Raw genomic sequence first — 24,618 nt, forward strand, 5'->3', positions numbered from 1 at the left:
GTCGACGCACGGCCCGGCGAGCCTACCACGCCCCGCTCGGTGGCTTCCCTCGCCTGGCGGCCACGGCTTCGCCCGGAGCGGGAGCGGGCGAGCAACCTCCCGGGGCGCGACTCAGGCGCGGACCTGAGGCACCGCCATCCGAGAAGACTTCTTCGTCCCGCGCGCTTCGGCGCGGGGCGCGGCAAACATGCCCATGTGTTCGCGTGGAGAGACCGGGCTCTGGCGCGGACCATTGACACCCGTGCGCGAGGGCGGCTCGGCGGACACCGCCCTCACACGAGGTGAGCCTCCGACTGTCTACGCCAGGGCCCGCCGGATGCGCGCCACCGACTCGTCGATGTCCGCCGCCGACAGGTCCAGGTGCGTGACCAACCTCACCGTGCGCGGTCCTCCCGCCGGGTTCGTCAGCACGCCGTGCCCTCCCAGCAGCGTCACCATCTCCATGGCCGGGCGGTCGAACTCCGCGAACACCATGTTCGTCTCGACTCGCGCCGCGTCCACCTTCACTCCCGGCACCTCGGCCAGCGCCGCCGCGAGCCGGCGCGCATTCGCGTGGTCCTCCGCGAGCCGCTCCACGTGGTGGTCCAGCGCGTACAGCGCCGCCGCCGCCAGGATGCCCGCCTGCCGCATGCCTCCACCCAACCGCTTGCGCAGCCGACGCGCCTCCTTGATGAGGTCCGCGCGGCCCGCCAGCGCCGAACCCACCGGCGCCCCCAACCCCTTCGAGAAACACACCGACGTCGTGTCCGTCAGCCGTGCCCACGTCGACGCAGGCACCCCCGCCGCCACCTCCGCGTTGAACAACCGCGCGCCATCCAGGTGCACCGCCAACCCCGCCTTGCGAGCGACGTCCACCACCGCGCGGAAACGCTCCACCGGCCACACCGAGCCGCCGCCCCGGTTGTGCGTGTTCTCCAACGACAGCAGCCGGGTGCGCGGGTTGTGCATGTTGTCCTCACGCACCGCCGCCGCCACGTCCTCCGGATTCAGCAGGCCCCGCTCGCCTGGCAGCGGCTGCGGCTGCACGCCCCACAACGCCGGCACCGCGCCGCCCTCGTAATGCAGGATGTGGCTGCCCGCCTCGGTCAGCACCTCGTCCCCCGCCCGGCAGTGCGCGCCAATGGCCACCTGGTTGGCCTGCGTGCCCGAGGGGACGAAGAGCGCCGCCTCCAGCCCGAGCCGCTCCGCCACGCGCGCCTCCAGGCGCAACACCGTGGGGTCCTCTCCGTACACGTCGTCTCCCACCTCCGCTTCCGCGATGGCCCGGCGCATGCCGGCCGTGGGCTTGGTGACGGTGTCGGAACGAAAGTCGATGGGCTTCATGGTTCTCCCGCAGGGTGGCGACAGCCAGGACTTGGGTGCACGACAGGGGTGACATACAACGGCCGCGTGCCCGGACGTGAGACAGCGGCGACGAAGCGTGAGCGCGCGGTGAAGGTGATGGAGCGACTGGAAGCCTCCATGCCCGATGCCCACATCGAGCTGGATTTCCACTCCCCCCTGGAGCTGCTCGTGGCGGTGATGCTCTCCGCCCAGTGCACCGACAAGCGGGTCAACATGGTCACCCCCGCCCTATTCCAACGCTTCCCCAGCGCACACGCCTTCGCGCAGGTGCAACCCACCGACGTGGAGCCGTTCATCCGCACCTGCGGTCTGTACCGCGCCAAGGCGAAGAACATCGTCGCGGCGGCGAAAATCCTCGTGGAGGAACATGGCGGCCAGGTGCCCCTCCGTCGCGACACGCTCGCGGAGCTGCCCGGCGTGGGCCGCAAGACGGCGGGCGTCGTGTGCATCCACCTGGGCGGCGACGATGCCTTCCCCGTGGACACCCACGTCAAGCGGCTCGCGTACCGGCTCGGCTTCACCACGCACGAGGACCCGGACAAGGTGGAGACCGACATGCGGGCCGTGCTGCCCACCCCCTGGTGGACAAAGGGCCACCAGTTCCTGGTGTGGCATGGGAGGCGGACGTGCTTCGCCCGCTCACCAGAATGCCAGCGCTGCGTCGTGGCCGAACTGTGCCCCAAGAAGGGCGTGGCCCGAGCGACTACCGAGAAGCCGACGGGTTCAGCTCGCTCTCGCGCGAAGCCTTGAGCTTCTTCATCCGCTTGCGGATGAACTCGCGCTTCAGCGTGGAGACGTGGTCCACGAAGACAGTGCCGTTCAGGTGGTCCGTCTCGTGCTGCACGGCGATGGCGAGCAGCTCGTCACAGCGCAGCGTCTGCTCCTGACCGTCCACGTCCAGGTACTTCACCGTGACGACGGCGGCGCGGTCCACGTCCTCGGACTCACCGGGGAGCGAGAGGCAGCCTTCGTTGTAGGTGGTCTCACCCTCGAGCGCGATGAGCTCCGGGTTGATCATCGCCAGGGGCTTGGACTCGGGCTGACGCGGCGTGGTGTCCAGGACGATGACGCGCTGGAGCACGCCAACCTGCGGCGCCGCGAGTCCCACGCCGTCGGCGGCGTACATCGTCTCGAACATGTCCTTGACCAGCGCGCGGGTGGAGTCGTCCACCTTCGTCACGGGCTTGGCCTTCTGCTTCAGGATGGGGTCGGGCCAGATGAGGATCTCACGAACCATGGAGGCCCTCTTAACTCCCCCCGCGCGCACGGGCAACCCCGTGCGGGCAGCCCTCCCCCACCCCGGCGCACGGGACGTCCACCCCCTGTCAGTCGAGCAGGCTGCGTGCGTACTCGGAGCGCAGCCGGTCATCCCCCAGGGCCTGGGCCGCCTCGGACAGGACTCCTCGAATCTGCTGCGCGCGGTGCTGGAGCGCCGGGTCCGGATGGCCCGCGAAACGCAGCGGGTGGAACTCGGCGGCGAGCAGCTCGAATGCCCGCTTGACCTCCTCACTGCCCGCCGTGCGCGCCAGCCCCAGCACGGTGAAGTAGTCCGCGTCCTGAATCTCCTCGAACTTCGCTTCCAGCCGACGGACGTCCAGCTCGGGCGGCAGCTCCCCGGAGTCGTCCGCGTCCGCCGGGTGCAAGACGATGAGCCCGAGCGTCCGCGCCACCGAGAGCGCCTTCAGGGCCGAGTCCTGCGGCACCCCCGCGCCCAGGAGCAACGCCTCCACCGTGTGCTCGCCGTCCACCTGGGAGAGCAGTTGGAGATCTCTCGGCGGCAGGCCGAAGTCATCGGGCGCGAGGTGCAGGTCGCCTCGGGCGACACGGGCTCGGAGGCCACCCGCGGAGGCCAGCAGCGACTCGGCCGTCAGCGTGTTGCGCAGGGCCTCCGCCAGCAGGAACAGCGGGGGACGCGTGGCCGCGGCGAGCGCCACTTCGTGCGGCGCGGGCTCCTGGACCAGCCGGTACAGGGTCGACGGCTCGGCCAGGGCATCGAGGAAGACCTGCTCCGTGTAACGCTGCACCAGCGGCACGGCCTCCGACTCGCGCAGGTAGCCTCGTCCTCGGAGCGCGTCGAGCAACGCTCCGGTGGTGGCGCTGCGCACCAGCCGCAGCTCGCTCTCCTGACGCGCGTCGATGAGGCCGTCCGCGCGGGCCCGGTCGATGAGGGACTCTCCGGACGCGGAGGACACGGCCCCCACCAGTGAGCCGTCGCGCAGCCACAGCACGCGCAGCGCGTTCATCACCTTCAACTCCAGGCGCACCTCCATGCGCGCCTCGCAGAGTCGCAGCACCAGTCGGGACAGGCCCTCCTGGGTGACGCTGCCGCTGCGGGATACGGCGAGCTCGGGACGGCCCGGAGGGGCTTCCAGGGGGAGCAGCGCCGCACGGGCCTGCGCCGCGGCCTCCTCGGCCTCTCGGTGGCCTCGCTCCTCCAGTGCCAGGCGCTCGCGCTCGGACCGGGCTCGCTCCTCCGCCGAGTCCGCTTCCAGTCTCGCCTTCTCCGCGTGCAGCGCCTCCAGGGACTGGCGCGCTTCCTCGCGTTCGGTGCGGACCTGGGCCAGCTCCTGTTCCACTTGTTGGAGGCGGGACTGGAGCTGCGCGAGCTGCTCGGCGATGCGGGCGGACTCCAGTTGCGCGTCGGTTCGCGCCTGGGTCTGTTCGTCGATGCGGGCCTCGATGGCGGCTCGCTGGCGCGCTTCGGCGTCCAGGCGGACTTCCAGCGCGGTGCGGTGACGGCCCTCCGTCTTGGCGCGCGCTTCCGCTTCGGTCAGCGCCTGGGCCGCCTTCTGGGCTCGGAGCTCGGCCTCCGCTCGGACCTCGGCTTCCGCGGCGGCTCGGGACTCCGCTTCCGCGCGCTGCCTCGACTCCGACTCCGCTCGGGTCTCCGCGACGACGCGCTGCTTCGCGTCGGACTCCGCTCTCGCCTCGGCCTCCTCGCGCAGACGGGCTTCCGTCTCCGCTCGGGCTTCGGCCTCCTCGCGCAGGCGGGCTTCCGTCTCCGCTCGGGCTTCGGCCTCCTCGCGCTGCTTTGCCTCGGACTCCGCTCGGGCCTCTACTTCGGCGCGCTGCCCTGCTTCCAGCTCGGCTTGCGCCTCGGACTCCGCACGCTGTCGGGCCTCGGCCGCGGCTCGGGCCTTGGCCTCCTCGCGCTGCTTCGCCTCGAACTCCGCTCGGGACTCGAACTCCGTGCGCTGCTCCGCCTCGGCCGCTTCGCGCCGCTTCGCCTCGGATTCGGCTCGGGCTTCGGCCGCTTCGCGCAGCTTTGCTTCGGACTCGGCTCGGGCCTCGGCTTCTTCGCGCTGCTTCGCTTCGGACTCCGCTCGGGCTTCGGCTTCTTCGCGCTGCTCCGCTTCGGACTCCGCTCGGGCTTCGGCTTCCGCTCGGAGCTTCGCTTCGGACTCCGCTCGGGCTTCGGCCTCCTCCCGGTTCTGGGTCTCTATCTCCGCGCGAGCCTCTGCCTCCGCACGCTGCTTCGCCTCGGACGCCGCTCGGGCTTCCGCCTGGGCTCGGGCCTTGGCCTCCTGGTCGAGTCGCTCCTTCGCCTCGGCCGAGGAACGGGACTCCATTTCCGCGAGCGCGTGGACCTCCACCTCGGTCTGGGCCTCCAACTCCTCGCGGGCGCGAATCTCCGCCTCCGCACGCGCCTCGGCTTCGAGCCGCGCGCGGGACTCCAGCTCCGCCTGGGCCTCCGCCTCCGCTCGCGCACGCGACTCCTTCTTCGCGTGCGTCTCCGCTTCGATTCGCTCCGCGTCCGCGGTCGCCGCGCGCGTCTCGGATTCCGCTCGCGCCAGGGCCTCGGCGCCGGCGCGGGCTTCTGCTTCGACCAGCGCCACCTCCGCCGCCTTCACTCGCGCTTCCAGGCTCCGCTGCGACTGCGCTTCCGCCTCGGCCCGGGCCTCGGCGTCGACCCGCCCCGCGGCCTCGGACTCGAGCCGAATCTCGATTTCCCTCAGCGCCTGTGCCGCCGCCGCCTCACGCGTCTCCGTCTCCTGGAGCTTCTCCTCCAGTTCCACGAGACGCGACTCAGCGTCGGCTCGCGCCAGGGATTCCTGGTCGCCACGCTCCTGGGCGTCGTCCCTCGCGAGGAGCGCTTCTTTTATCTTCGCCTCCGCTCGCGCGACGTCTTCCGCCCTCAGCCGCGCGAGTTCGCGGGCCTCAGACGCCGCGGCCTCCAGCAGACCGCGCAGTTCGATGAAGTCCTGCTCGCGCGACTCGATGCGCCCCAGGGCCGCCTTCGCGGCGGCGTCCACCGTGGCTCGCGCATGGGCTTCCGACCGTGCACGGGACTCCGCCTCTTCGAGTCGCCCCTGGAGCTTCGTCAGCTCCGCGCGGAGGGACTCCGACTCCGAGCCACTTCGAACGTCCAGTTCGGACTCTCGCTGCTTCGACAGCTCCAGCTCGGCTTCGAGCTCTCGCCGCTGGCGCTCTTCCCGTGCCTGGGACGTCGCGAGCTCGGCTTCTCTCGCTCGCGCCTCCTCGAGTTGCTGCTCCGACTCCGCGCGCAGCGTGGCCTCTCGCGAGTGCTCCTCTTCCAACGCGTCGACCCGCGCCTGAAGCGACTGGAGCTGCTCTCCGCTCCGGTCGCGTGCGGCCTCGGCCTCCACGCGCAGGGCCGCTTCGCGGTCCAGGATTCCTCGCAGCGACTCGCTCAGCTCGCGCGACTCCTCGATTCGCCGCTCGGCGTCCTGATGGAGCGCGGTCTCCTGCTCCAGCGCGGCCCTCAGAGAACGGACACGCTCGTGGGCCTCCTCGAGCTGTTGCTCGAACTCTTCCAGTCGAGCGTTCGTCGCGAGCGTCGACGTCTGTTCGTCGAACGAGGCCCCGTGTTCGGCCCCTGGTTCCGTTACGTGCTGGGTTCCCGGGGCGGCCTCAGACGAAGCGGTGTCCGTGTTCGAGTCGAACCACACGGCGCCAGGCGAGGGCTCGACTGGCGCGGGCCCTTCCGACTCTGAGTCGAACCACCCTACCGAGGCATCGGCCGTGGGCGTCGTGATGCCGCTGGGCCCGGGGGCGGTTGCGACAGTGCGTGGGTGCGCCTCCGCGGCCGTCGACGTCGCATCGGCGATGGCGGCTGGCGACTGGACGTCACCAGTTTCCGAGTCGAACCAGCCTCCAGCTACGTCCGGACCCGGCGGCTCGGTGCCTGGCTCCGTTCCGGACCAGTCCGTCTCGTCGTTCGCGCTCGACGCTTCGGCCCCTGGCTCCGTTCCGGACCAGTCCGTTTCCGCACGAGAGACCTCTGCCGCGGGCTCCGCGCCGGACCAGTCCGTCTCATCGTTCGCGCTCGACACTTCGGCCCCTGGAGCAGCACCGGACCAATCCGTCGTCTCGTCCGCGCTCGACGCTTCGGCCCCCGGAGCAGCACCGGACCAATCCGTCGTCTCGTCCGCGCTCGACGCTTCGGTGCCAGGCTCCGCACCAGACCAGTCCGTCGCCTCGTTCGCGAGCGACGCTTCTCCGGTGCCAGGCCGCGCACCGGACCAGTCCGCCGTCTCGTCGTCGCTGGCTGCCCTGGTGGCTGGCTCAGCGTTGAGCTCGCTCGGCGCGGCCTCCGCGCTCGTTGCTTCGGCGCCGGGCTCCGCGTCAGACCAGTCCGTCGCTTCGTTGGTGACCTCCACTTGAGCTTGCACGGGGTGCGCGCTCGCCACCGCATCGCTCGCGGAGGAGTCCACGGGAGCATTCGTTGCCGCCGTGTTCGCCGCGGCCTCGGCACCACCTGGCTCCGAGTCGAACCAGTCAGCGCCAACACTGCTCGCGGGCGGCTCCGTCGGCGGCCCGTCGGAGTCTTCCCGCCGAACCTTGGCCTGAAGCTCCGCCTCCAGCACGTCCCAGGGCGAGGCAGGCAGGCTTTCTTCTTCTGACGAATCGCTGGAAGTGGACTCGATGCTGGCCGACTCCTCGGCACCGGTCGCTTCAGTCGACCGCGCATCATCTGCCGAGCCCCCCCGCAGGGAGTTCTCGACCTCGGGGTCTGGTGGCAACTCCGTCCACGGAGACGCCTCGAGCGGCGCGGCGGGCCTTGCGCCCCCATCACGCATGGCGGCCAGCTCCGCTTCCGCCGCGGAGAGCGCATCCCCCTGTGGGGTCACCGGAGTGTCGACGTCGAAGAACCCCGCATCCCCAAGCCGCGGTGGCACCGCCGTGGGCCGTGAAACCGGCTCGGAAACGGGCTCCTCCGTCCAGGCGAGGCTCCCTACTGGCGGCGAGGGCTCGACATCACCTTCCCCCTCCGACGGAGCCCCAGTCCAGTCCGTCGGCGCCCCATCCTCCGAAGCACTCACGCCATACAGGACCGTGGCCGGACCACTCGCACCTCCCGGACTCACTTCACCTGTCACCGCGCTCGCGAAACCCTCGGAGAACGCATCGTCCAGGCTCCCGGAGGTCGCACCACTCGCCTGTGCGGACTGTCCGCCCCATCCCGCGAGCCCAGGGGACGTCGCGACTTCGCGCGAGGCACTCTCGGAGCGGCCCCACGCCATCGTCGGGTCATCGGTCCCGTACGCCGCGTCCATCGCCGCTTCATCCAGCGCATCCGTCGCGGAGCCGTCGACATCCGGGCCACCCGCCATGCCCGCGTCGTAGCCTTCCGCACCGTAGTGCGCGGCCTCTGTCGCGGGGTCCGAGGAATCGTAGCCAGTTGCAGCACCCTCGGCGTACGCGCCTGCGTCATACCCTTCGCCACCGTAGGCGCTGGCTGCGGAGTCCTCAGTGGCGGTTCCATCCGGCGCGCTGGCGTCGTACCCGGTGTCGGCGCCCTCGTGAGGGTCGGCTGCGTAGCCCTCCGCACCCGACGCGTACCCCTCGACGCCTGCTCCACCGTAGGTGCTGGCGTCATACCCGCCCGCCGCGATTCCATCGTCAGCAGGAGCCGCATACCCCTCGACTCCAGCGTAAGCGCCGGACTCGTACCCTTCCGTGGCGGCACCCGTGCTGGCTTCATCCCCTTCAGCGACAACTCCAGCGTTGGCGCTGGACGCGTACCCTTCGGTGGCGGCACCCGCGTCATGACCGTCCACAGGCGCGCTCGACGCGTACTCCTCGTCAGCACCCGCGTCATACCCGCCAGCGGAAGCGCCTGCCTCGTACCCTCCTGGGGCCACCCCACCGTCAACGCCCGCCGCATCCCCCTCCGCCCTGAACATCTCGCCCGCTGACAGCGCGCCCCCATCGAAGGCCTCGCCCTCGCCTCCCGCCACGGCCGCGCCCCAGTCCTCGCCTCCTCGCGCGGAGTGGATGGACGCCATCGCCGCGGCCTCCACCTCCTGGTTCGCCTGCTCCAGCGTCGCCCTCACGTCGAGCGTCGAGCGATGCGCCTGCTCCTCGGCACGCGCCGACCGCTCCTCGCGCGTCATCGCCGCCAGTTCCCAGTCCGTCTGGTGCAACGGCGCCAGGTCCCCGAACAACGCATTCGCCAGCGTCGGGTCCCCACCCACCGCCCCAGGCCCCGTCACCTGCCAGGCCTCCTCGCCCTCCCCGCCTCCCGCCCCTTCCCCTCGGACTCCCGGCAGGCTCCGGTTCTCCAGCACATGCCACGCGTCCGCCTCCGACGGCGCGCGGATGAGCGAGTCCACCTGCGCCACGAAGCTCGTCCCATCCAGTGGCAGCGGCGCCACCGGCGCACTGAACCCCGCGATGGCCTCGCCCAGCAGCAACACCCGGGCCGCCTTCCCGTCCGGATGCTGGAGCAATTCCTCCAGCACCAGCCGACCCCGGCCACTCTCCACGCCAGGGGCCAGCACGATGAGCGCCGGCAGGTGATGCCCGTAGGCAATGAGCGCATCCGCGGCGGAGGTGGCGAGGATGACCTCGTGGCCGTCACGGGTGAGCAGACGCCGCACTGCGGCGATGGTGGCGATGTCGTCGTGGACGAGGAGGACCGGTGCGCCCATGGGGGGGCACCGAGTCTACAGCATGGCCCCCGGATCCACGTCGATCACGACCTTCACCGCGGACGGAACGTCCACCAGGGCCGCCTCCACCCTGGCGAGCAGTGGGGCAAGCGCCACATGCGTCGGCCCCTTCAAGAGCAACTGCCAGCGCGTCTTGCCCCGGATTCTGGAGATGGGCGCCAGGGCCGGCCCCAACAGCCGCACCCCCGCCGACGCCGGGGGCATGTTCTTGGACACGAGGTTCCCCAGGTGCCGGGCCACGCTCGCCGTCTGCTCCGGGTGCTCCCCCTCCAGCCGGATGGACGCCATCCTCGCGAAGGGCGGATACGCCAGCGCCCTGCGCCACTCCAGTTCCTGATGGGCGAACCCATCGAAGTCGTGGGCCAGCACCCGCTTCACCGGCTCCGCGTCCGGGTTGTAGGTCTGCACCAGCACCCGCCCCGGGTCCTTGCCTCGCCCCGCGCGCCCGGACACCTGGGTCAACAGGTGGAAGGTCCGCTCGGAGGCTCGAAAGTCGGGAATCGCCAGGGATGTGTCCGCCATGACGACACACACCAGCGTCACGCCCGGGAAGTCGTGCCCCTTGGCCACCATCTGCGTGCCCACCAGCACGTCCAGCTCCCGACGGGCGAACGACGCCAACATCTCCGTCAGCCGCTCCGCGCTCGTCGCCGAGTCCCTGTCCAACCGCGCCACCCGCGCCGTGGGGATGCGCTCCAGGACCTCCGCCTCCACCCGCTCCGTGCCGATGCCCAATTTCAGCAGGGGGCCCGTGCACTCCAGGCACCGGTCCGGCACCGGCATCGCCAGCCCACAGTAGTGGCACACCACCCGGTTCTGGGAGCGGTGGTGCGTCAGGCACACGTCGCACGCGCTGCACTTGAGCGACAGCCCACACACCTCGCACAGGAGCACCGTGCTGTGCCCGCGACGGTTGAGGAAGAGGATGACCTGCTGCCCGCGCGCCAGCGTCTCCTCCATGGCCACCAGGAGCGGCGGACTCAGGATGGGCGCCTCCTCCGTCACCATGCCCTCGCGAGGCCGCTCTTGACGCAGGTCCACCAGCTCGATGGTGGGCATGGGCCGGTCATCCACCCGACGCTTGAGCTCCAGGAGCCGGTAGCGCCCGCGCTTCACGTTCTCCAGCGTCTCCAGCGCCGGCGTGGCCGAGCCCAACACCACCACCGCCCCGGCCTGCTTGCCGCGCACCACCGCGAGGTCGCGCGCCTGGTAGCGCAGGCTGTCGTCCTGCTTGAACGAGGGGTCATGCTCCTCGTCCACGACGATGAGCCCCAGGTTCTCCACCGGGGCGAACACCGCCGAGCGCACGCCGACGGCAATCTTCACCTCGCCCCGACGCAGCGCCTGCCAGTGGAACAGCCGCTCCCTGTCTTTCAGCCCCGAGTGCAGCACGGCGACCTCCGCGCCGAAGCGGCTGCGGAAGCGCCCCACCAGTTGCGGCGTCAGCGCGATTTCCGGCACGAGGATGAGGCTGCCCTTGCCCAGCGACAGCGCATGCTCCGCGGCGCGCAGGTACACCTCCGTCTTCCCGCTGCCCGTGACGCCGTGGAGCAGGAACGGCTGGAACACCCCGGTGTCCAGCGCCGCGCGCAGCTCGATGCCCGCAGCGTCCTGCTCCGACGTGAGGCGGTCCGGACGGCCTTGAATCAGGCCCTCCTTCACTCCCGCCTCCAGCTTCTTCTCCTCGACGCGGACCAGCCCCTTCTTGGCCAGGTTCTTCAAGAGCTCACGCGCGCCGGGGATGGCGTGGCTCACCTCCTCCAGCGGAGCACTGCCTCCCACGGCCAGCAGATACGCGAGCACCGCGGACTGCGCATGCGCGCGAGCGAGCGCCGGAGGCACCTCGCTCACCAGCGCCACCGCGAACTGCTGCACGTCCGGCTTCGCTTCCTTCTCGTCCAGGGGCTTCGACAGCCCGGGAGGCAGGGCGCCTCGGATGACCTCGCCCAGCGGATAGCGGTAGTGCTCGGCCGCGAAGCGCAACAGGGCGATGAGGTCCTTGGGCAGGGAGGGCGAGTCCTCCAGCACGCGCTGGATGGGCTTGAGCCGGACCTTCTCTCCGAGCGGCTTGTTGGCGGGCCCCAGGTAGAAGCCCAGCGCGGTGCCTCGGCCGAAGGGCACCAGCACGCGCTGCCCCGGCGCCAGGTGGCCCAGGAGGGCCTCCGGCACGGAGTAGGTGAACTCACCCCGGACGGGGCGGGCCACGGCGACGGACGCCAGGACGGGAGGACTCTCGCTCACTGCGGGCGCCACTGTAGCGGCCTGTTGCGGCGGGGACAGTTCCCGGCGGCGCCTCGCACCCGAGGTGCGCACCTCCATGGAACCCGTGGTGGAGGGTGCGTCCTCCACGCTCTGGGTCGGCTCGTCCCACAAGGGTCGCTGTTCCATGGCACTCCCTTCAACCACCGCCCCTGCCCCGTCCGTCCTGCCACCGGCAACCACAGTGCCAGGGCTGTCTGACATGGCCCCGCCCTCCGGTCCACGTCCTGACACATGCCGCGCGCGCATCCACCCTCCCCGCCCCGTGGGAGTGCCTGCTCGCACGTCACCTGGCCGGGCGGACGTTGGACTCAGCCCCCCATCGCTCGCGGGTCCATCAACAGCGCACAGCGCCGCTCTCGGGGCAGACCCGAGCGTGCTTCGTGCGCCAGCACCTCGCGGAGCCGAGCATCCAGCGCGTCGTCCGGAACGCGGGTGAAGCCAAGCCCGACATAGAAGGGCTCGTTCCACGGCACATCGCGGAAGGTGGTCAGGGTGAGCGTGGACAGGCCCGTCTCACGGGCAGGCGCGGCGGCGGCCTGGAGCAACGCGCGGCCCAGGCCTCGCCGCTGATGCGAGGGGTGCACCGCCATCTGCCAGACATGCAGCGCGGAGCCCACCTCTTGAGCCGTTAGGAAGCCCACGACGCCCGCGTCCTCGTCCCGAGCCACCCATACCGTGCCCGCGAGGATGTGAGGGCGGTGGTCGGCCTCCTCCATGACGTCGTCGTCGGCAATCCAGGCCAGGTCGTCGAGCTGACGGAACACCTCACCGGAGGCCCGTTCGAGCGCGGCGAACCGCGCGCCGTCCTCCTGGGTGGCGAGGAGCACGGCGACGCGGGACTGGGAGTCGGAAGGAGGCATGGGCGTCGGCTCGACGGCGTGCGCCCGACGACAGGACGACGCGGGTCAGTATTCGGCGAGGCGCGTGTACCAGGGCGACTTGCGCAGGTCGACCACCCCTGTCACCCCGCGCTCCCGCAGCTCCTCGGTGGCCTGCTTGGGGTCGCCCACCGGACTCTTGCCGGGGTGCTGGTACGAGTTCCAGACCGAGACGCTCCCCTTCTCCTCCAGCAGCTTGAGGGACGCGTCGATCTCCTCGTTCTTCGCGTACCGCTCGTGGGTGAGGCTGTCGTAGTTCACGACGTACGTCACCGGCCCGGGGCCCGCCTGCTCGGCGACGGCAATCATCTCCTTCGCCTCCGCCTCGTTGAGCTTGCCGTCGCCGTTGGAGGGATTGACGGCCAGCGTGGCGTTGGGGAACAGCTCGCGGATGGTGGAGCCGAACTGCTTCGTCTCGCCGATGCCCACGTTGAACATCAGCCGCTCGTCCGGAATCCCCGACTCCTTCGCCAGCTTGAGCATCTCCTCGAAGGCCGCCTTCTGCTTCGCGGGGTCCTCGACCTTCGGGTCGTCGAACTTGATGTCGAGCTTCATGCCGACCCCCAGCTCCTTGCCCTTCGCGAGCCAGTCCTTGAGCGAGAGCTGGTTGCCGCCCTCGCCATGACTCATCTCCAGGACTCCGTCCGAGTTGAGCTGGACGTCGCCCTCGAACCAGTTGTGGTCGCTGTTCACCGCGTCGGCGAACTGCTCCTGTGTGTTCGTCAGGTGGGCGTTCTTCGCCTCGGACAGCGGCTGGCCGGGCTTCCACCGTCCGCCGTAATCGAGGGCGTCATGGTCCTTGGACAGCTCCTTCGCGGCCTGCTGCTTGCCCAGGCCCTGGAGCTCCGTCACGGTGGCGCCGCCCAGCCTGGCCACGCCCACCGCGTGGTCCTTCTTCAGGGACTTGAGCACGTCGTCGAACTGGTTGAGCTGGCCGTCGTCGGGCAGCCCCGTCGCGAGCGTCTTGCCCAGGGACTTCAGGGCCTCGGGCCCCGCCTTCTCCGCGACGGCGGCCAGCGCCGTCAGCGTGTCACGCGTGACGTCCTTCTTTCCGAACGCGTCCTTCGTGTCGTCGTCCACGTCATTGCCAGCCCGGTGCCCCAACACCTGGCTCACCTGCTCCAACGTCGGCTGCGCGGCCTGGAGGAGCTTGTCCGCGTACGTGGGGTCCGCGCCCGTCGCCGGGTCTCCGTGGTGCTGGTTCACCAGTTCCTGGAGCTTCTGAGCCGCCGCGGAGGCGCCGCCCGTGCGGAAGGACTCCGCCACCGCCTGGGCCTCCTGCGGGATGAGGTCCTGCGCCGGAGGCGGCCCCGCGACGACGCCGAGCGCGGGCATGCCCGGCTTGGGCGCGGCGGCGGCGACGAACTCATCCTTCGTCGGCATCCCCGTCGGCGGCGCGAGAGGAGGCGGAGGCGGAGGCGGGGACTCCGGCAGCTCGACCTTCAGGGGTTGGGGCTGCACCAGACCACCAGAGCGAATCTTGCTGTCGAGCCAGGCCATCGGGGACTCCGTCCTTGGGGTGGGAGACGAAACAGGGACCTCTGACAAGTAGAGTCCGCTGCTCCCCAGGTGGCGCATTGATGGGGATTTACGCCGAGGCGCGCGGGCCCGCTGGGGGCGGACTACAGTCGCGTCACCATGACGGTGAGCGTCCAGAATCTCGGGCCGGAATTGTTGGAGCAGGTCGGCCCGATGTGCGCGCGGGCCTTCGACGACTACCCCTTCCTCGCGGAGCTGTTCCCGGGCTCCTCGGAGAAGCGCGCGCATGTGGCCGCGGCCTTCTACCTGGCCACCGTGCGCGACTGTCTGGAGCACGGCGTGGTGCACGCCACCGTCGAGGATGGACGACTGACGGGGGTGGCGGCTTGGCTGCGGCCCGGAGCGTTTCCGCAGTCACTCCGCAGGCAGGCCGGATTCCTGCCCACCGTCTGGGCTGGCCTGCGTCACTTCCCGGGACGCGCGCGGCTGGCGATACAGGCGCTGGCGAGGCTGGAGCGCTACCACCCGCACACGCCCACGCATTGGTACCTGGCCACCATCGCCGTGGACCCGGCGCACCAGGGGCGCGGTCTGGGTGTGAGGTTGCTGCGCGCGGGCCTGACCCTGGCCGAGGAGACTCGCGCGCCGTGCTTCCTGGAGACGGCCAAGGCCTCCAACCGCGACTGGTACGCGGGCTTCGGCTTCGAGCTCCAGCGCACCGAGCCGTGCTTCGACGGAGGACCGCCCCAGTGGTTCATGTGGCGGCCCTCCAAGGCGCGCTCCGACGCGGGGCCGGAGCGCACGGCGGTGCCCGGGTGACTACGGCGTGAAGAGCTTGTCGGCCAGCGTGGCCCGGGTGTCGCCCTTGAGCGCGGTGAAGCGCACGACGCGCTGCTCTCCCCGCCACACCTCGATGCTGCGCGGCATCGCCTCACCCATCGCGGGCGAGTTGTAGTCCAGGAAGCGCACGTCCCACGCCACCTTCGCCGAGTCCGTGTAGCGCAGCCGCGCGGGGCGGAAGGAATCCTTGTACACCCAGAACTGGGAGCGCCCCTCGGCCTGGTCTCCGAGCACGTACGCGACTTCTCCACCGAAGCGCGCCAGGCCCGTGCGAGTCGTGTCGACGCCCAGCCCCTGAAGGTACTGCTGCATCGACTCCTTGGTCTGCTGCACCGGGCCACCGCCCGAGGCGAAAATCGGGCACACCTGCGCGACGAGCACGGAGAGCGAGGGGATGTCATTGCCCTCCAGCCGACGACGCCCCGCCACCTGCACCACGGCGGTGCGCGCGTTGCCGTCCGGCACCGAGGCCTCGAAGCGGCAGCGGCCCGGCACGCGCAGGTACAGCACGCCGTCTCCCTGCAGGTCGGGACGGTCCGTCGCCGCTCCCAGCGCCGAGCCCGCCTCCTTCACCGCGGGGCCACTGAAGCTGAGCGAGCCTTCCACCCGCACACCGGAGAGCTTGAGTTCATCTCGCTCGCCCACCATGCGCCGGAGGATGGAGCCCCCCGGCAGCACGTAGGCGACAGCGGTGAAGGACAGCAGGACTGCGACGAGTGCGACAATGCGCTTCACGGCTTCTCCGTCTTCACGACCTCACGCATGTACTCGAGCAACCCGCCTCGCAGCTCGGGGCGCTTGAGGGCGTAGGCGATGTTCGCCTTCAGGTATCCCACCTTGTCGCCCGCGTCATAGCGCTGACCCTTGAATTTGTACCCCAACAGACCGTGCGACTTCTGGAGCGTGGCCAGGCCGTCGGTGAGCTGGATTTCCCCGCCCACGCCCGGCGTCTGGGTCTCCAGGATGGGGAAGATTTCCGGCGGCAGGACATAGCGGCCGATGACGGCGAGGTTGGAGGGCGCGGTGCCCTTCTTCGGCTTCTCCACCACGCGGTCGATGCGGATGACGCCGTCACCCAGGTCCGTGCCCGCGGCGATGCCGTACATATGCGTCTCGTCGTCGGGCACCTCCATCAGCGCGATGACGGCCTGGTTGTACTGGCGGAACACACGAGCGAGCTGGCGGATGCCCGGCTCCTCGGCGTCAATCATGTCGTCGCCCAGCAGCACGCCGAAGGGCTCGTCGCCGATGGCGCTCTTGGCGCACAGCACCGCGTGGCCCAGGCCCTTGGGCTCCTTCTGACGGATGCTGACGACGCGGACCAGTTCGGCGATGGCGCGCAGCTTGTCCGCGTCCGCCGTCTTGCCCCGGGCGCGCAGCGTGGTCTCCAGCTCGAAGCCGATGTCGAAGTGGTCCTCGATGGCGCTCTTGCCCCGGCCATTGATGAGGACGACGTCTTCGATGCCGGCGGCCACCGCCTCCTCCACGATGTACTGGAGGGTGGGAGTGTCCACGATAGGCAACATCTCCTTGGGGATGGACTTCGTGGCGGGGAGGAAGCGAGTGCCCAGCCCGGCTGCCGGGATGACACACTTGCGGATGAGGGGCTCTGCCTTCGGTGCGTTGGCGGACATGGGGCCAGGGAATCTATTGGCGCCCACCCACCCCATCAAGCTGGTTAGGATGATGCCCCCATGTCGCTCCGTCCCGTCGTGCTGCTGTTCGCCGTGTGTGTCTCCACCGCCGCCCTGGCCCAGCCCGAGGAGGACTTGAGGGATGTCATGAGCGCGCGCGCCTACGGCATGGGTGGCGCCTACCGCGCCCTGGGCCTGGGCACGGAGGCCGTGCTGGGCAATCCCGCCGCCATGGCCCTGTATCCGGCCTACCGCGTCGAGGGCACGGGGGCCTGGGACCACCGTCTCAAGGAGGGCGTGCTCGGCGTCTCCCTCATCGACGGCGCCACCAGCAGGCTGGCCATGGGTGTGGACTACCACTGGGTCAGCCTGGGCCGCGGCGGGGCTCGCACCACCGCCCATCTCAGCTCGCTGGGCGTGGGGTTTCCATTGACCCCGGGCATCCTGCTGGGCGCGGCGGCGCGTTATCTGCGGATGAGCGGCTCGGACCGATATGCCAACTCGGTGACAGTCGACACGGGGCTGTTGTTCCGGCTGTCCGAGTCCCTGGTGGCGGGCATCTCCGGGCACAACCTCATCAACACCGACAACGTGGAGTTGACGCGGTACTACTCGGGCCACATCGGCATCAACTCGGGGATGTTGACGCTGGCCGGTGACGTGCGCGCGGACTTCGAGACGAACGACAAGACGACGCTCACGTACAGCGGCGGGCTCGAGTACATCCTCGGGATGCAGGTTCCGCTGCGCGCGGGCTATCAATATGACGGCTTCACGCGCACGTCGCGGTTGAGCACGGGCCTGGGCTTCATGACGGAGACGGGTGGCGGTCTGGACCTGGCGTACCGGTACGAGCTGGGTGGCGAGAAGGGCCGGATGCTGGCGCTCACCATCCGCATGCAGATGAACTGAGCGGGGTGCTTCAGCGGGCAGGCACGCGCAGGGCGAGGTAGCGCTCGGACGCGGCGAAGCGCAGCAGCTCCACCAGCTCCGAGTCGTTCGAGCGGCGCGAGCGAATCACCGTCACCGCGGGCCCCACGCCACCGCAGGCCACCAGGCCCGCGCGGTTGGCGGAGTCGCGTGCGGCATCCGCGAGCGCCGAGGCGTTGAAGTCCCGGGTGCCTGAATCGAGCAGCTCCAGGGTGCGCTCCAGAGCGCGCGGGGACAGTGTCTCGCGCACCAGCCGCGCGTCGGAGCTGGAGTCCTTCGGGTTCTTGAGGACGGTGGACAAGAGGGCCAGGGCGCGCAGGAGCTGGGCGCCCTTGAGCGCGCGCAGGGCGAGCAGGTCGGGGGACAGTGACACGAGGGCGCGGCCCGCGTGGAAGCGCAGCTCGGCGGCGGGCAGGGGCTGGTGAATCGCGGCGCGGCCCACGAGGAGGCGGGGCTTGTCGGTGTGGACGGCGGTGAAGGGCGGGCCATCGTCCTCGGCGAGCACGAGCTCCGGCAGGTTGACCGCGAGCACTCGCGCGGAGGTGTGGAGGGCGTCGAGGACGGCGGGCGCGCCCGGGCCCGCGACGGCGCGCAGGGGCTCCGAGGCATCGGCGGCGCGGCCCTGGGCGGGGAAGAGGCGGCAGAGGGCGATGCCCGCGTAGGCGAGCAGTTCGCCCGAGGTGGTCCGCAGTCCGGGGTGACGCAGGCCCGCGCGCTCGTCGGCGGTGAGGGGTGGCCGCTGGAGGCGGGACACGGGGACTTCGCGCCCGGCGAGGGCCTCGACGATTTCGCGCATGAGGGCGGCGCGCGGGGCGTCGCCTCGGGTGTCGAAGAAGTCGGCGAGGTTCGCGTAGGAGACGGGGTCTAACGGGCGCTCGCGGAGCTGGCGGAAGACCTCCGGCTCGGTGTCCGCCGGTGGAGCGGGCTCGGGGATGATGGGATTTTCGCGCGTCTCGGCGGCGCCCACGGGCTGCGCGGGGGGCTTCGAGATGAAGGAGCGGCCCGGCGCGGGACCGGCGGAGGTGCCCTCGGGACGCGAGTTGCGGAGGACCCGGCGCACGGGGTCCATGCGTCCCGGCGGGGCTTCCCAGGAGATGACGCGCGTCTCGGGGACGGACGCGGCGTCGAGGTCCATGGGCTTGCCGCTCATCAGGTCGATGGCCTTGCCACCTCGCGGTGCGTCCGGAGGACTCGCGGGACGGGAGGGGGCGGCGGCGCGTGGGGGAGGACTGTCGGACGGCGGGGCCGCGCGGGCGGGGGGCGCGGGGGCGCGTTCTCCGGGGGCGCTGTCAGATGGAGCGGCTGCGCGCGCTGGGGCTCGCTCACCTCGTGCGGCGGGAGGAGATGCGGGGGAACTGTCGGGCGGTGCGGCGGCTCGTGCTGGCTGTGCAGGAGCACGTTCTCCGCGCGCGGCGGGGGCACTGTCGGCTGGTGCGGCACCGCGCGCGGCTCGTTCTCCGCGTGCCGCAGGCGCACTGTCGGCTGGTGCGGCACCGCGTGCGGGTGGTGCGGCGGCTCGCTCGCCGCGCGCAGCGGGGGCACTGTCGGCTGGTGCGGCACCGCGCGCGGGTGGCGAGGAAACTCGGTCACCGCGTGTAGCGGAGGCACTGTCAGATGGTGCGGCGGCGCGTGCGGACGGCGCGGCGACATGTTCGCCGCGAGCTGCGGCAGGAGCGTTGTCGACCGGAGGCGCCGCACGTGATGGCCGCGCGGGGGCTCGCCCACCACGTGCCGCAGGCGCACTTTCGGGCGCAACGGCACCACGGCCGGACGGCGCGGGGGCTCGCTCATCACGTGCAGCGGGGGCGCTGTCGGACGGTGCGGCGGCTCGTGCGGAGGCGCGATCACCACGTGCAGCCGGCGCACTGTCGGCCGGCTTTGCGCCATGTGCTGGCGGCGCGGGAGCCCTGCCGTCGGCCGGATTGACCGAACGTGCTGGCGGCGCGGCGGAACGTTCGCCGCGAGCAGCGGAAGCACGAGGTGCCTCAGGAGCCGCTGGTCCCTTGGCTTCAGCGGCGGGCTTGTCCGCGCGCGGCGCGGGCGCATTCTCGCCGAAGACCACCGTCGACCCAGAAGGCGCGGGCCTGTCCAGCTCCGGCCCCAGCGCGCCCAGTCTGTCCTCGTATGCCGCGGGCCCACGAGCGGGCGTGGACTTCTCGCCGCGCGACGCAGCGGCAGCGGGCTTCTCCGCGCGCGCACCCACGGGCCTTTCGCGAGCGCCTTCTGCTCCAGCAGATGCGGCGGCTGAACCCCCTTGCGGTGCGGACCGCTCGAGGCGTGCACCCGCGCCACCACCCTGCGCACCCGAGGTGCCCGCTGGCGGCGCGGACCTCGCATCTCGTTGCCCCGCGCCTTCGCCTGTCCCACCGGGAAGAGCACTGGGGTCGGAGGTCGACGTAATCTCTTCGGACAGGTCATCGCGTCCGGCCGCGACGAGCGACGTCGTCGTCATGGGCAACGGAACGAGGAGCGCCTTCGGTCCACTCGGCTCGCGGCGAGGTGTCGCGCTGCGAGGAGGCTCGGGAGGAAGCACCGCCTCCCGTTCTTCACGTGCGAGCCTCAGTCCCTCCGCGCGACGGGCATAGACTTGCGCACGCTCTGAATTACCGAGCGACTCACGCCACATGCGCGCCAGTCGGTCCCAGGTCTGCTCGCGTTCGAGTTCATCCTCGGTCGCGGTGGCGGCGTGTTCGAGCGCCCAGGCCGCCTCGCCCTTGTTGTCTCGCGCCAGCAAACGCTCCACGAGCAACAGCCACGCTTCCTTGTGTCCTGGCTCGAAGCGCACCGCCTGACGCAGCTCGTTCAGCGCGGCCTCGGCATCCCCCGATGACTCCAGGGTGGCCACCAGCTCCAGGCGAGACTGCCGTGCGACAGGGCCCCGCGACTCGCGAGCTATCTGCGCGCGCAGAAGCTGTCCGAGCGCCGCCGTGTCACCCAGCTCTCGCGCGAGCCACAGGAGGCGCTCTCGAGCCTGCTCGCTGTCAGGGCTCTCGATGAGCACCTCGCCCCAGGCCCACTGCGCGAGGCGGGAATCATCGAGCTGTTCCTCCGCGGTGCGCGCGAGCACCCGGAGCGCCTCCGCGCGGTCCGCCGCCCGGCGCGGCGTCGTGGCGAGCACGGAATGCAGTCGCTTCGCGACAGCCGAGCGCTCCGAACCCTCGACACACGACAACAGGCCCGCGAGCGCGGGAAGCAAATCTGGAGCGAGCGCCTCCGAGGCCTCGAAATCCGCACGGGCCTTCCCAGGCTCCCCCATGTGGAGCCAGCGCTCTCCTCGAGTCAGCAGCGCCATGGCGCGCGCGCGGCCCGTCCTTGCCCGCTGGATGGCCTCATCGAGCGCTCGGCGAACCAGTGAGGCGTCGTCCCGCGAGGCCAGCAAGCGGACCTGCTCGCGCAGCGCGGAGCGGTCTCCGGTCAGCTCGACAATCTCCCGGTACATTCGCGCGGCGCCAGCGGGGTCCTGGAGTTCGGTCTCCATCACCTCCGCGAGTCGCGTCAGTGCTTCCGCGCGAGCCCCCGGGTCTTTCGCCCGGTCCGCGCGCTTGAGATAGAGCTGGGCCAGCTCACGCCACGCTCGACGCGCGACGAACTGCGCCTCCAGTTTGTGCGAACGCGCCAACTCCTCCGCGTCTTCTCCAGGAGTGGGCTCCGCCACACCCGAGCGCCCGGGCCGGGACGGGGCCACGGGGTCAGGGCGAGAAGAGACAGGACCACTCTTGCCTGGGACTCCAGGCTCCGAAACGCCGGCGGGTGCGCCCCCCAACGCGGCGAAGAGGTCAGCGAGCGGGACCTCCATCGTCTCCGAGCGCGGAGCGTCTTCGCCTCGCTTGGGAGCCGGAGCAGGCTGGGGCTTGGAGCGAGCGGGCTCCGTGCCCACCGGATGGAGGACGGGTGGTGAACCCGAGGCGGCGGGCTTCCCCTTCGAGGGAGGAGTCGCGGTCCCGCCAGGAGACCGCGCGGGGAGTGGCGCCTCCTGAGGATGCACGTCCCAGGGGAACAGGTCTTGGACCCTGACAGCGGGCATCTCCACCTGGGTCTTCGCGCGGAACTCGCTGTCGTCCTCCGGTTCGACCGCGGCAGCACGCGCGGAGCTGGGGGCATCCTCCTCGGGAGGAATCGCCTTGTCGCTCGGCTCGGTGCTGATGGGCGAGGCCGTCGGAGCGGTCAACTCCAGGCTCGCCGCGACCTGTGCATCAGGACTCGGAGTCGACTCGTGCGACGAAGCGCGGGTTGAAGCCGGCGTCAGGCGCCGCGCGGCGGAAGCGGGTGCAGGGTCCACCGCGCCGTTCGGAGTGGTTCCTGCGGACACGTCACGAGTGTCGAGCAACCCCTCGCCAGGGTTCGCCTCTGTCGGCAAATCCGTGGCGTCACTTCGTTCCGCGCCCGAGGCCGTTCCGCGCGAAAAGGCATCCGCATCGCCCGGCCCGACAGTGGAAGCCACCTCGGTCGGCAAGGCATCCACATCACTCAGCCCGACACGCGAAGCGACCTCTGTCGACAAGGCAGGCACATCACTCGCCCCAGGAGGAGCTGCCTGATTCGGCGAAGCATCCACGCCGCTCGAACCAGTGGATGCCACCTTGCGCGGCGACAGCTCCACGCCGCTGGTCCCAACAGAAGCCGTCGTGCTCGGCACAACCTCCGCGCTACCTGGGACACTGAAAGCCGTCGTGCTCGGCACAACCTCCGCGCTACCGGGCCCGAGGGAAGCCGTTTTGTCTGGCGAATCCTCCGCGAGGCCAGTCCCGACAGAGGCCGCATTGTCTGGCGAGTTCTCCGTGACGCCGGCCCCGACAGAGGCCGCATTGTCCGGCGAGCCAACCGCACTACCCGGTGCACTGGAGGCCGCATCGTTCAGCAGGGCCCCTGAGGCACTCCGCTCGGCACTCGAGGCCACATCGTTCGGCGCGACCGCTTCATCACCGTGCCCGACACGTGACACCTGCTCGGTCGCCAGCGCCCCCGTGACGCGCTGCCTCGCGACCGAATCCACCTCGGTCGGAGAAGCCTCTCCGTCGAGCAGCCCCACCTCCGAAGCCGCCTTCGTCGACAGGTCCACGGCGTCACTCCGCGCCGCACCAGGACCTGAATCCTCCGACGACTCCCCCGCCCCGCCCTCGACCTTCGAGCCCGGCACCACCGCATCCACGGGCAATCCACCGGTCCGCATCCCCTGCCCGGCAACGGAGGGACCCGATTGAGGCACCGACTCCGTCGGCGCCACATCCCACGGAAACGGAACATCCGCTGGAGCCTGAGGCGCGGACACTGCGTGCTCGACCGGACGCGTCCCCTTCCCACTCGGCACCACCGGGGTCGGAGCCTCCGGCGCGCTCCCGCCCTCGGGCCCAACGCCCCGAGCCGATGCCCCGCCAGGCACCGTCAACCCAAGGGGCGGCGCCTCCACCTGGAACTGCACCCGAGCCAGCTCCATCGTCAGCGTGCGCGGCGGAGGCACCACGGCGGGCGGACCCAAAGTCGCTCCCGTCGCATCGACCACCGTCGCCGCGTGGTAGTCGACCTCGTCCTCTTCCCAGACCGCCAGGGCCTGAACGCCCGACTTCTTCGTGGGCAGCTTCTCCAGCACGGCGCTCGGCGGAGCCGGTGCGCGCCCTCCATCCCCTCGGCCCTTGGCTCGGAGCAGTTCCAGGATCCGCCGCGCGCGACGTTCCTCGGGGAACTCCCCGACCAAGGCTTCGAGCACGGAAAGAGCACGGGCCGTCTGATGCGTCCGGCGCAACACCCTCGCGAGCTGGCGACGCACGGCACGCCGCACCTCGGCGGGCGCGGTGGCCGGAACGGAATCCAGCAATCCGATGGCAACAGTTTCAGCCCCAGCGGTTCGCGCGAAACGCACCAGCCCAGCAGCCAGGCGGGGGGACATGGGCAGGGTGTGGCAGGCCTTCTCCAGCTCCTCGAAGGCCCGAGAGGGAGCACCTTCGCGCAGCCAGCGCACAGCGGCCCGGAAGTGGCGAGCCACCCCGGCTTCCGCATCGTCCGTCGGCCCGACCTCGAGCATGCCGGATCGCGGCACCTCCTGTCGGACGGCCGCGGGCTCCGGCGTGCCGGCGCCCTTGCCGTTTCTCACGCCACCCATGGGTGCGGCAGTCTACACAACGCGGGCCATCCGGGCTGTCACCGTCATGCTTCCCGCGCGAAATGCCGAGCCCACCGTGGCCCGAGCGGCGGAGAGCCTCCTGGAAGGCACCCTCCAGGCCCTTCGGCTGCTTGCTGTCGAAGCGGGCTCAACGGATGGCCCCCCGCGCCGTGAGGCCGGTACTGCCCGCCCGCGACTCGCCCGTGGAGCCACTTGACGGGGAGGGCCTGGGTCTGGTGGCGACCCTGAACCGGGGGAGCCATGAGGCCACGTCGCCAGGATGAGGCGGAGGCACTCCGCCGCGGCGCATCCCGTCACTTCTCGGGCACGGCCCCCTGAGGCACCGCGACGCCCGCGAGAGTGAAGAAGCGCAGCAGGTCCTCGGGCACCAGGGCCTCCACACGCAACGGTGCTCCCGTGGCCGGATGCGCCAGCTCCAGCGCCTGCGCATGCAACAGACACCGAGCCACCTCCACCCCTCCCGCCCGCGCCGCGCCGCCATACCGCGAGTCCCCGAGGATGGGCGCTCCGAGCGCCGTCAGGTGCGCACGCAACTGGTGCGTGCGTCCCGTCTGAGGCAGCAGCTCCACCACGCAGAACTCCGGCCCCGCATACAGCGTGCGGAAGTGCGTCAGCGCGGGCACGCCATTCGCCGCGCGACTCGCCCGCCAGCGCCCCGGACGCGACGGGTCCTTCGACAAGGGCAGGTCCACCGTCCCCGACTCCGGCAGCCCAGGCCCGGTGGCCGCCACGTAGCGCTTGCGCGCCCGGCCCTCGCGAAACTCCGCCGCCAGCGCGGACGTCGCCTGGGGCGTCTTGCCGAACACCGTCACCCCCGACGTCTCCCGGTCCAACCGGTGCACCAGCCCCGCCTCGCGTCCCAGGTAGCCACTCACCTGGTCCACCAGGCTCGCGCCCACGCGGGCCTCCGTCGGCTGTGCGTTGAGGCCCGCCGGCTTGTCCACGGCGAGGACGTCCGCATCCTCATGCAGCACGCGGAACGTGGGCGCGGCGGGCGCCTCCGCCAGCGAACTCTGGCCGCCCTCCTCCAGCACCACCGCCACCACCTGCCCCGGCGTCAGCCGCGCCTTCGAGTCCCTGCAGCGCCGCCCCGCCACGTACACCGCGCCCACCTCCACCAGCCCGCGCGCCTGCTCCACGGGCAGGCCCAGCTCGAAGGCCACCGCCTCCACCACCGCCCGCGCGCCTTCCGCCCGGAATGTCCGACGCTTCACGGC

General features: G+C 71.1%; 14 protein-coding genes. 4 read left to right on the forward strand and 10 right to left on the reverse strand.

Features of this window, described 5'->3' with window-relative positions:
• Nucleotides 1-297: 297 nt before the first annotated feature.
• Nucleotides 298-1,323, reverse strand: a complete 1,026-nt coding sequence (ltaE, locus tag G4D83_RS29710; RefSeq protein ID WP_163868223.1) for a low-specificity L-threonine aldolase — start codon at nt 1,321-1,323, stop codon at nt 298-300.
• 48 nt (nt 1,324-1,371) lie between these two features.
• On the opposite strand from ltaE, the gene nth reads away from it, so the two are divergent.
• Nucleotides 1,372-2,094 carry an endonuclease III gene (gene nth / locus G4D83_RS29715; RefSeq protein ID WP_240356736.1) on the forward strand — a complete coding sequence of 241 codons (723 nt, stop codon included), beginning with the start codon at nt 1,372-1,374 and terminating at the stop codon, nt 2,092-2,094.
• On the opposite strand, the gene def is transcribed toward nth, so the two are convergent.
• The 5 genes from def to G4D83_RS29740 form a co-directional block, all read right to left on the reverse strand.
• Nucleotides 2,048-2,581, reverse strand: coding sequence for a peptide deformylase (gene def, locus G4D83_RS29720; RefSeq protein WP_163868224.1), 534 nt, complete (start codon nt 2,579-2,581; stop codon nt 2,048-2,050). The genes nth and def overlap by 47 nt on opposite strands.
• Nucleotides 2,582-2,669: 88 nt before the next feature.
• Entirely contained in the window at nt 2,670-9,239 is a 6,570-nt protein-coding gene (locus G4D83_RS29725) for a hypothetical protein (protein WP_163868225.1), read from the reverse strand.
• A 15-nt stretch (nt 9,240-9,254) separates the two neighbouring features.
• Entirely contained in the window at nt 9,255-11,648 is a 2,394-nt protein-coding gene (priA, locus tag G4D83_RS29730; RefSeq protein ID WP_163868226.1) for a replication restart helicase PriA, read from the reverse strand.
• A 182-nt stretch (nt 11,649-11,830) separates the two neighbouring features.
• Nucleotides 11,831-12,382: a GNAT family N-acetyltransferase gene (locus G4D83_RS29735; RefSeq protein ID WP_163868227.1), complete on the reverse strand. Its 552-nt coding sequence runs from the start codon at nt 12,380-12,382 to the stop codon at nt 11,831-11,833.
• Between the two features lie 45 nt (nt 12,383-12,427).
• Nucleotides 12,428-13,900, reverse strand: a complete 1,473-nt coding sequence (locus G4D83_RS29740) for a PI-PLC domain-containing protein (protein WP_163868228.1) — start codon at nt 13,898-13,900, stop codon at nt 12,428-12,430.
• Between the two features lie 138 nt (nt 13,901-14,038).
• Between G4D83_RS29740 and G4D83_RS29745 the strand changes: the two genes are divergently transcribed.
• Nucleotides 14,039-14,698 (forward strand): GNAT family N-acetyltransferase, encoded by a 660-nt coding sequence (locus G4D83_RS29745; RefSeq protein ID WP_163868229.1) that lies wholly within the window; start codon nt 14,039-14,041, stop codon nt 14,696-14,698.
• Here G4D83_RS29745 and G4D83_RS29750 read toward each other — a convergent pair whose 3' ends face one another.
• Nucleotides 14,699-15,454, reverse strand: a complete 756-nt coding sequence (locus G4D83_RS29750; protein WP_163868230.1) for a hypothetical protein — start codon at nt 15,452-15,454, stop codon at nt 14,699-14,701.
• Nucleotides 15,451-16,353, reverse strand: coding sequence for a UTP--glucose-1-phosphate uridylyltransferase GalU (gene galU, locus G4D83_RS29755; RefSeq protein WP_163868231.1), 903 nt, complete (start codon nt 16,351-16,353; stop codon nt 15,451-15,453). Before galU ends, G4D83_RS29750 begins: the two co-directional genes overlap by 4 nt.
• Before the next feature lie 60 nt (nt 16,354-16,413).
• On the opposite strand from galU, the gene G4D83_RS29760 reads away from it, so the two are divergent.
• The gene (locus G4D83_RS29760; protein ID WP_163868232.1) at nt 16,414-17,265 is read left to right on the forward strand and encodes a PorV/PorQ family protein; all 852 of its coding nucleotides are present in this window, start codon (nt 16,414-16,416) and stop codon (nt 17,263-17,265) included.
• Between the two features lie 10 nt (nt 17,266-17,275).
• Here G4D83_RS29760 and G4D83_RS29765 read toward each other — a convergent pair whose 3' ends face one another.
• Nucleotides 17,276-18,418: a hypothetical protein gene (locus G4D83_RS29765; protein ID WP_240356738.1), complete on the reverse strand. Its 1,143-nt coding sequence runs from the start codon at nt 18,416-18,418 to the stop codon at nt 17,276-17,278.
• Nucleotides 18,419-18,576: 158 nt separating this feature from the next.
• On the opposite strand from G4D83_RS29765, the gene G4D83_RS29770 reads away from it, so the two are divergent.
• Nucleotides 18,577-18,882: a hypothetical protein gene (locus G4D83_RS29770; protein ID WP_163868233.1), complete on the forward strand. Its 306-nt coding sequence runs from the start codon at nt 18,577-18,579 to the stop codon at nt 18,880-18,882.
• A 4,812-nt stretch (nt 18,883-23,694) separates the two neighbouring features.
• On the opposite strand, the gene G4D83_RS29775 is transcribed toward G4D83_RS29770, so the two are convergent.
• Nucleotides 23,695-24,615 carry an RluA family pseudouridine synthase gene (locus tag G4D83_RS29775; RefSeq protein ID WP_163868234.1) on the reverse strand — a complete coding sequence of 307 codons (921 nt, stop codon included), beginning with the start codon at nt 24,613-24,615 and terminating at the stop codon, nt 23,695-23,697.
• Nucleotides 24,616-24,618 lie beyond the last annotated feature (3 nt).

This window comes from Myxococcus eversor (assembly GCF_010894455.1).
In the GTDB taxonomy this organism is placed as follows: Bacteria; Myxococcota; Myxococcia; order Myxococcales; family Myxococcaceae; genus Myxococcus; species Myxococcus eversor.

What these genes read in the sequence shown, in the direction of transcription:
- G4D83_RS29725 (WP_163868225.1), bottom strand. Translation starts at nt 9,239, where the DNA reads ATGGGCGCACCGGTCCTCCTCGTCCACGACGACATCGCCACCATCGCC.
- G4D83_RS29735 (WP_163868227.1), bottom strand. Translation starts at nt 12,382, where the DNA reads ATGCCTCCTTCCGACTCCCAGTCCCGCGTCGCCGTGCTCCTCGCCACC.
- priA (WP_163868226.1), bottom strand. Translation starts at nt 11,648, where the DNA reads ATGGAACAGCGACCCTTGTGGGACGAGCCGACCCAGAGCGTGGAGGAC.
- ltaE (WP_163868223.1), bottom strand. Translation starts at nt 1,323, where the DNA reads ATGAAGCCCATCGACTTTCGTTCCGACACCGTCACCAAGCCCACGGCC.
- G4D83_RS29760 (WP_163868232.1), top strand. Translation starts at nt 16,414, where the DNA reads ATGTCGCTCCGTCCCGTCGTGCTGCTGTTCGCCGTGTGTGTCTCCACC.
- G4D83_RS29765 (WP_240356738.1), bottom strand. Translation starts at nt 18,418, where the DNA reads ATGGACCTCGACGCCGCGTCCGTCCCCGAGACGCGCGTCATCTCCTGG.
- G4D83_RS29745 (WP_163868229.1), top strand. Translation starts at nt 14,039, where the DNA reads ATGACGGTGAGCGTCCAGAATCTCGGGCCGGAATTGTTGGAGCAGGTC.
- G4D83_RS29770 (WP_163868233.1), top strand. Translation starts at nt 18,577, where the DNA reads ATGGAGCGGCTGCGCGCGCTGGGGCTCGCTCACCTCGTGCGGCGGGAG.
- G4D83_RS29740 (WP_163868228.1), bottom strand. Translation starts at nt 13,900, where the DNA reads ATGGCCTGGCTCGACAGCAAGATTCGCTCTGGTGGTCTGGTGCAGCCC.
- galU (WP_163868231.1), bottom strand. Translation starts at nt 16,353, where the DNA reads ATGTCCGCCAACGCACCGAAGGCAGAGCCCCTCATCCGCAAGTGTGTC.
- def (WP_163868224.1), bottom strand. Translation starts at nt 2,581, where the DNA reads ATGGTTCGTGAGATCCTCATCTGGCCCGACCCCATCCTGAAGCAGAAG.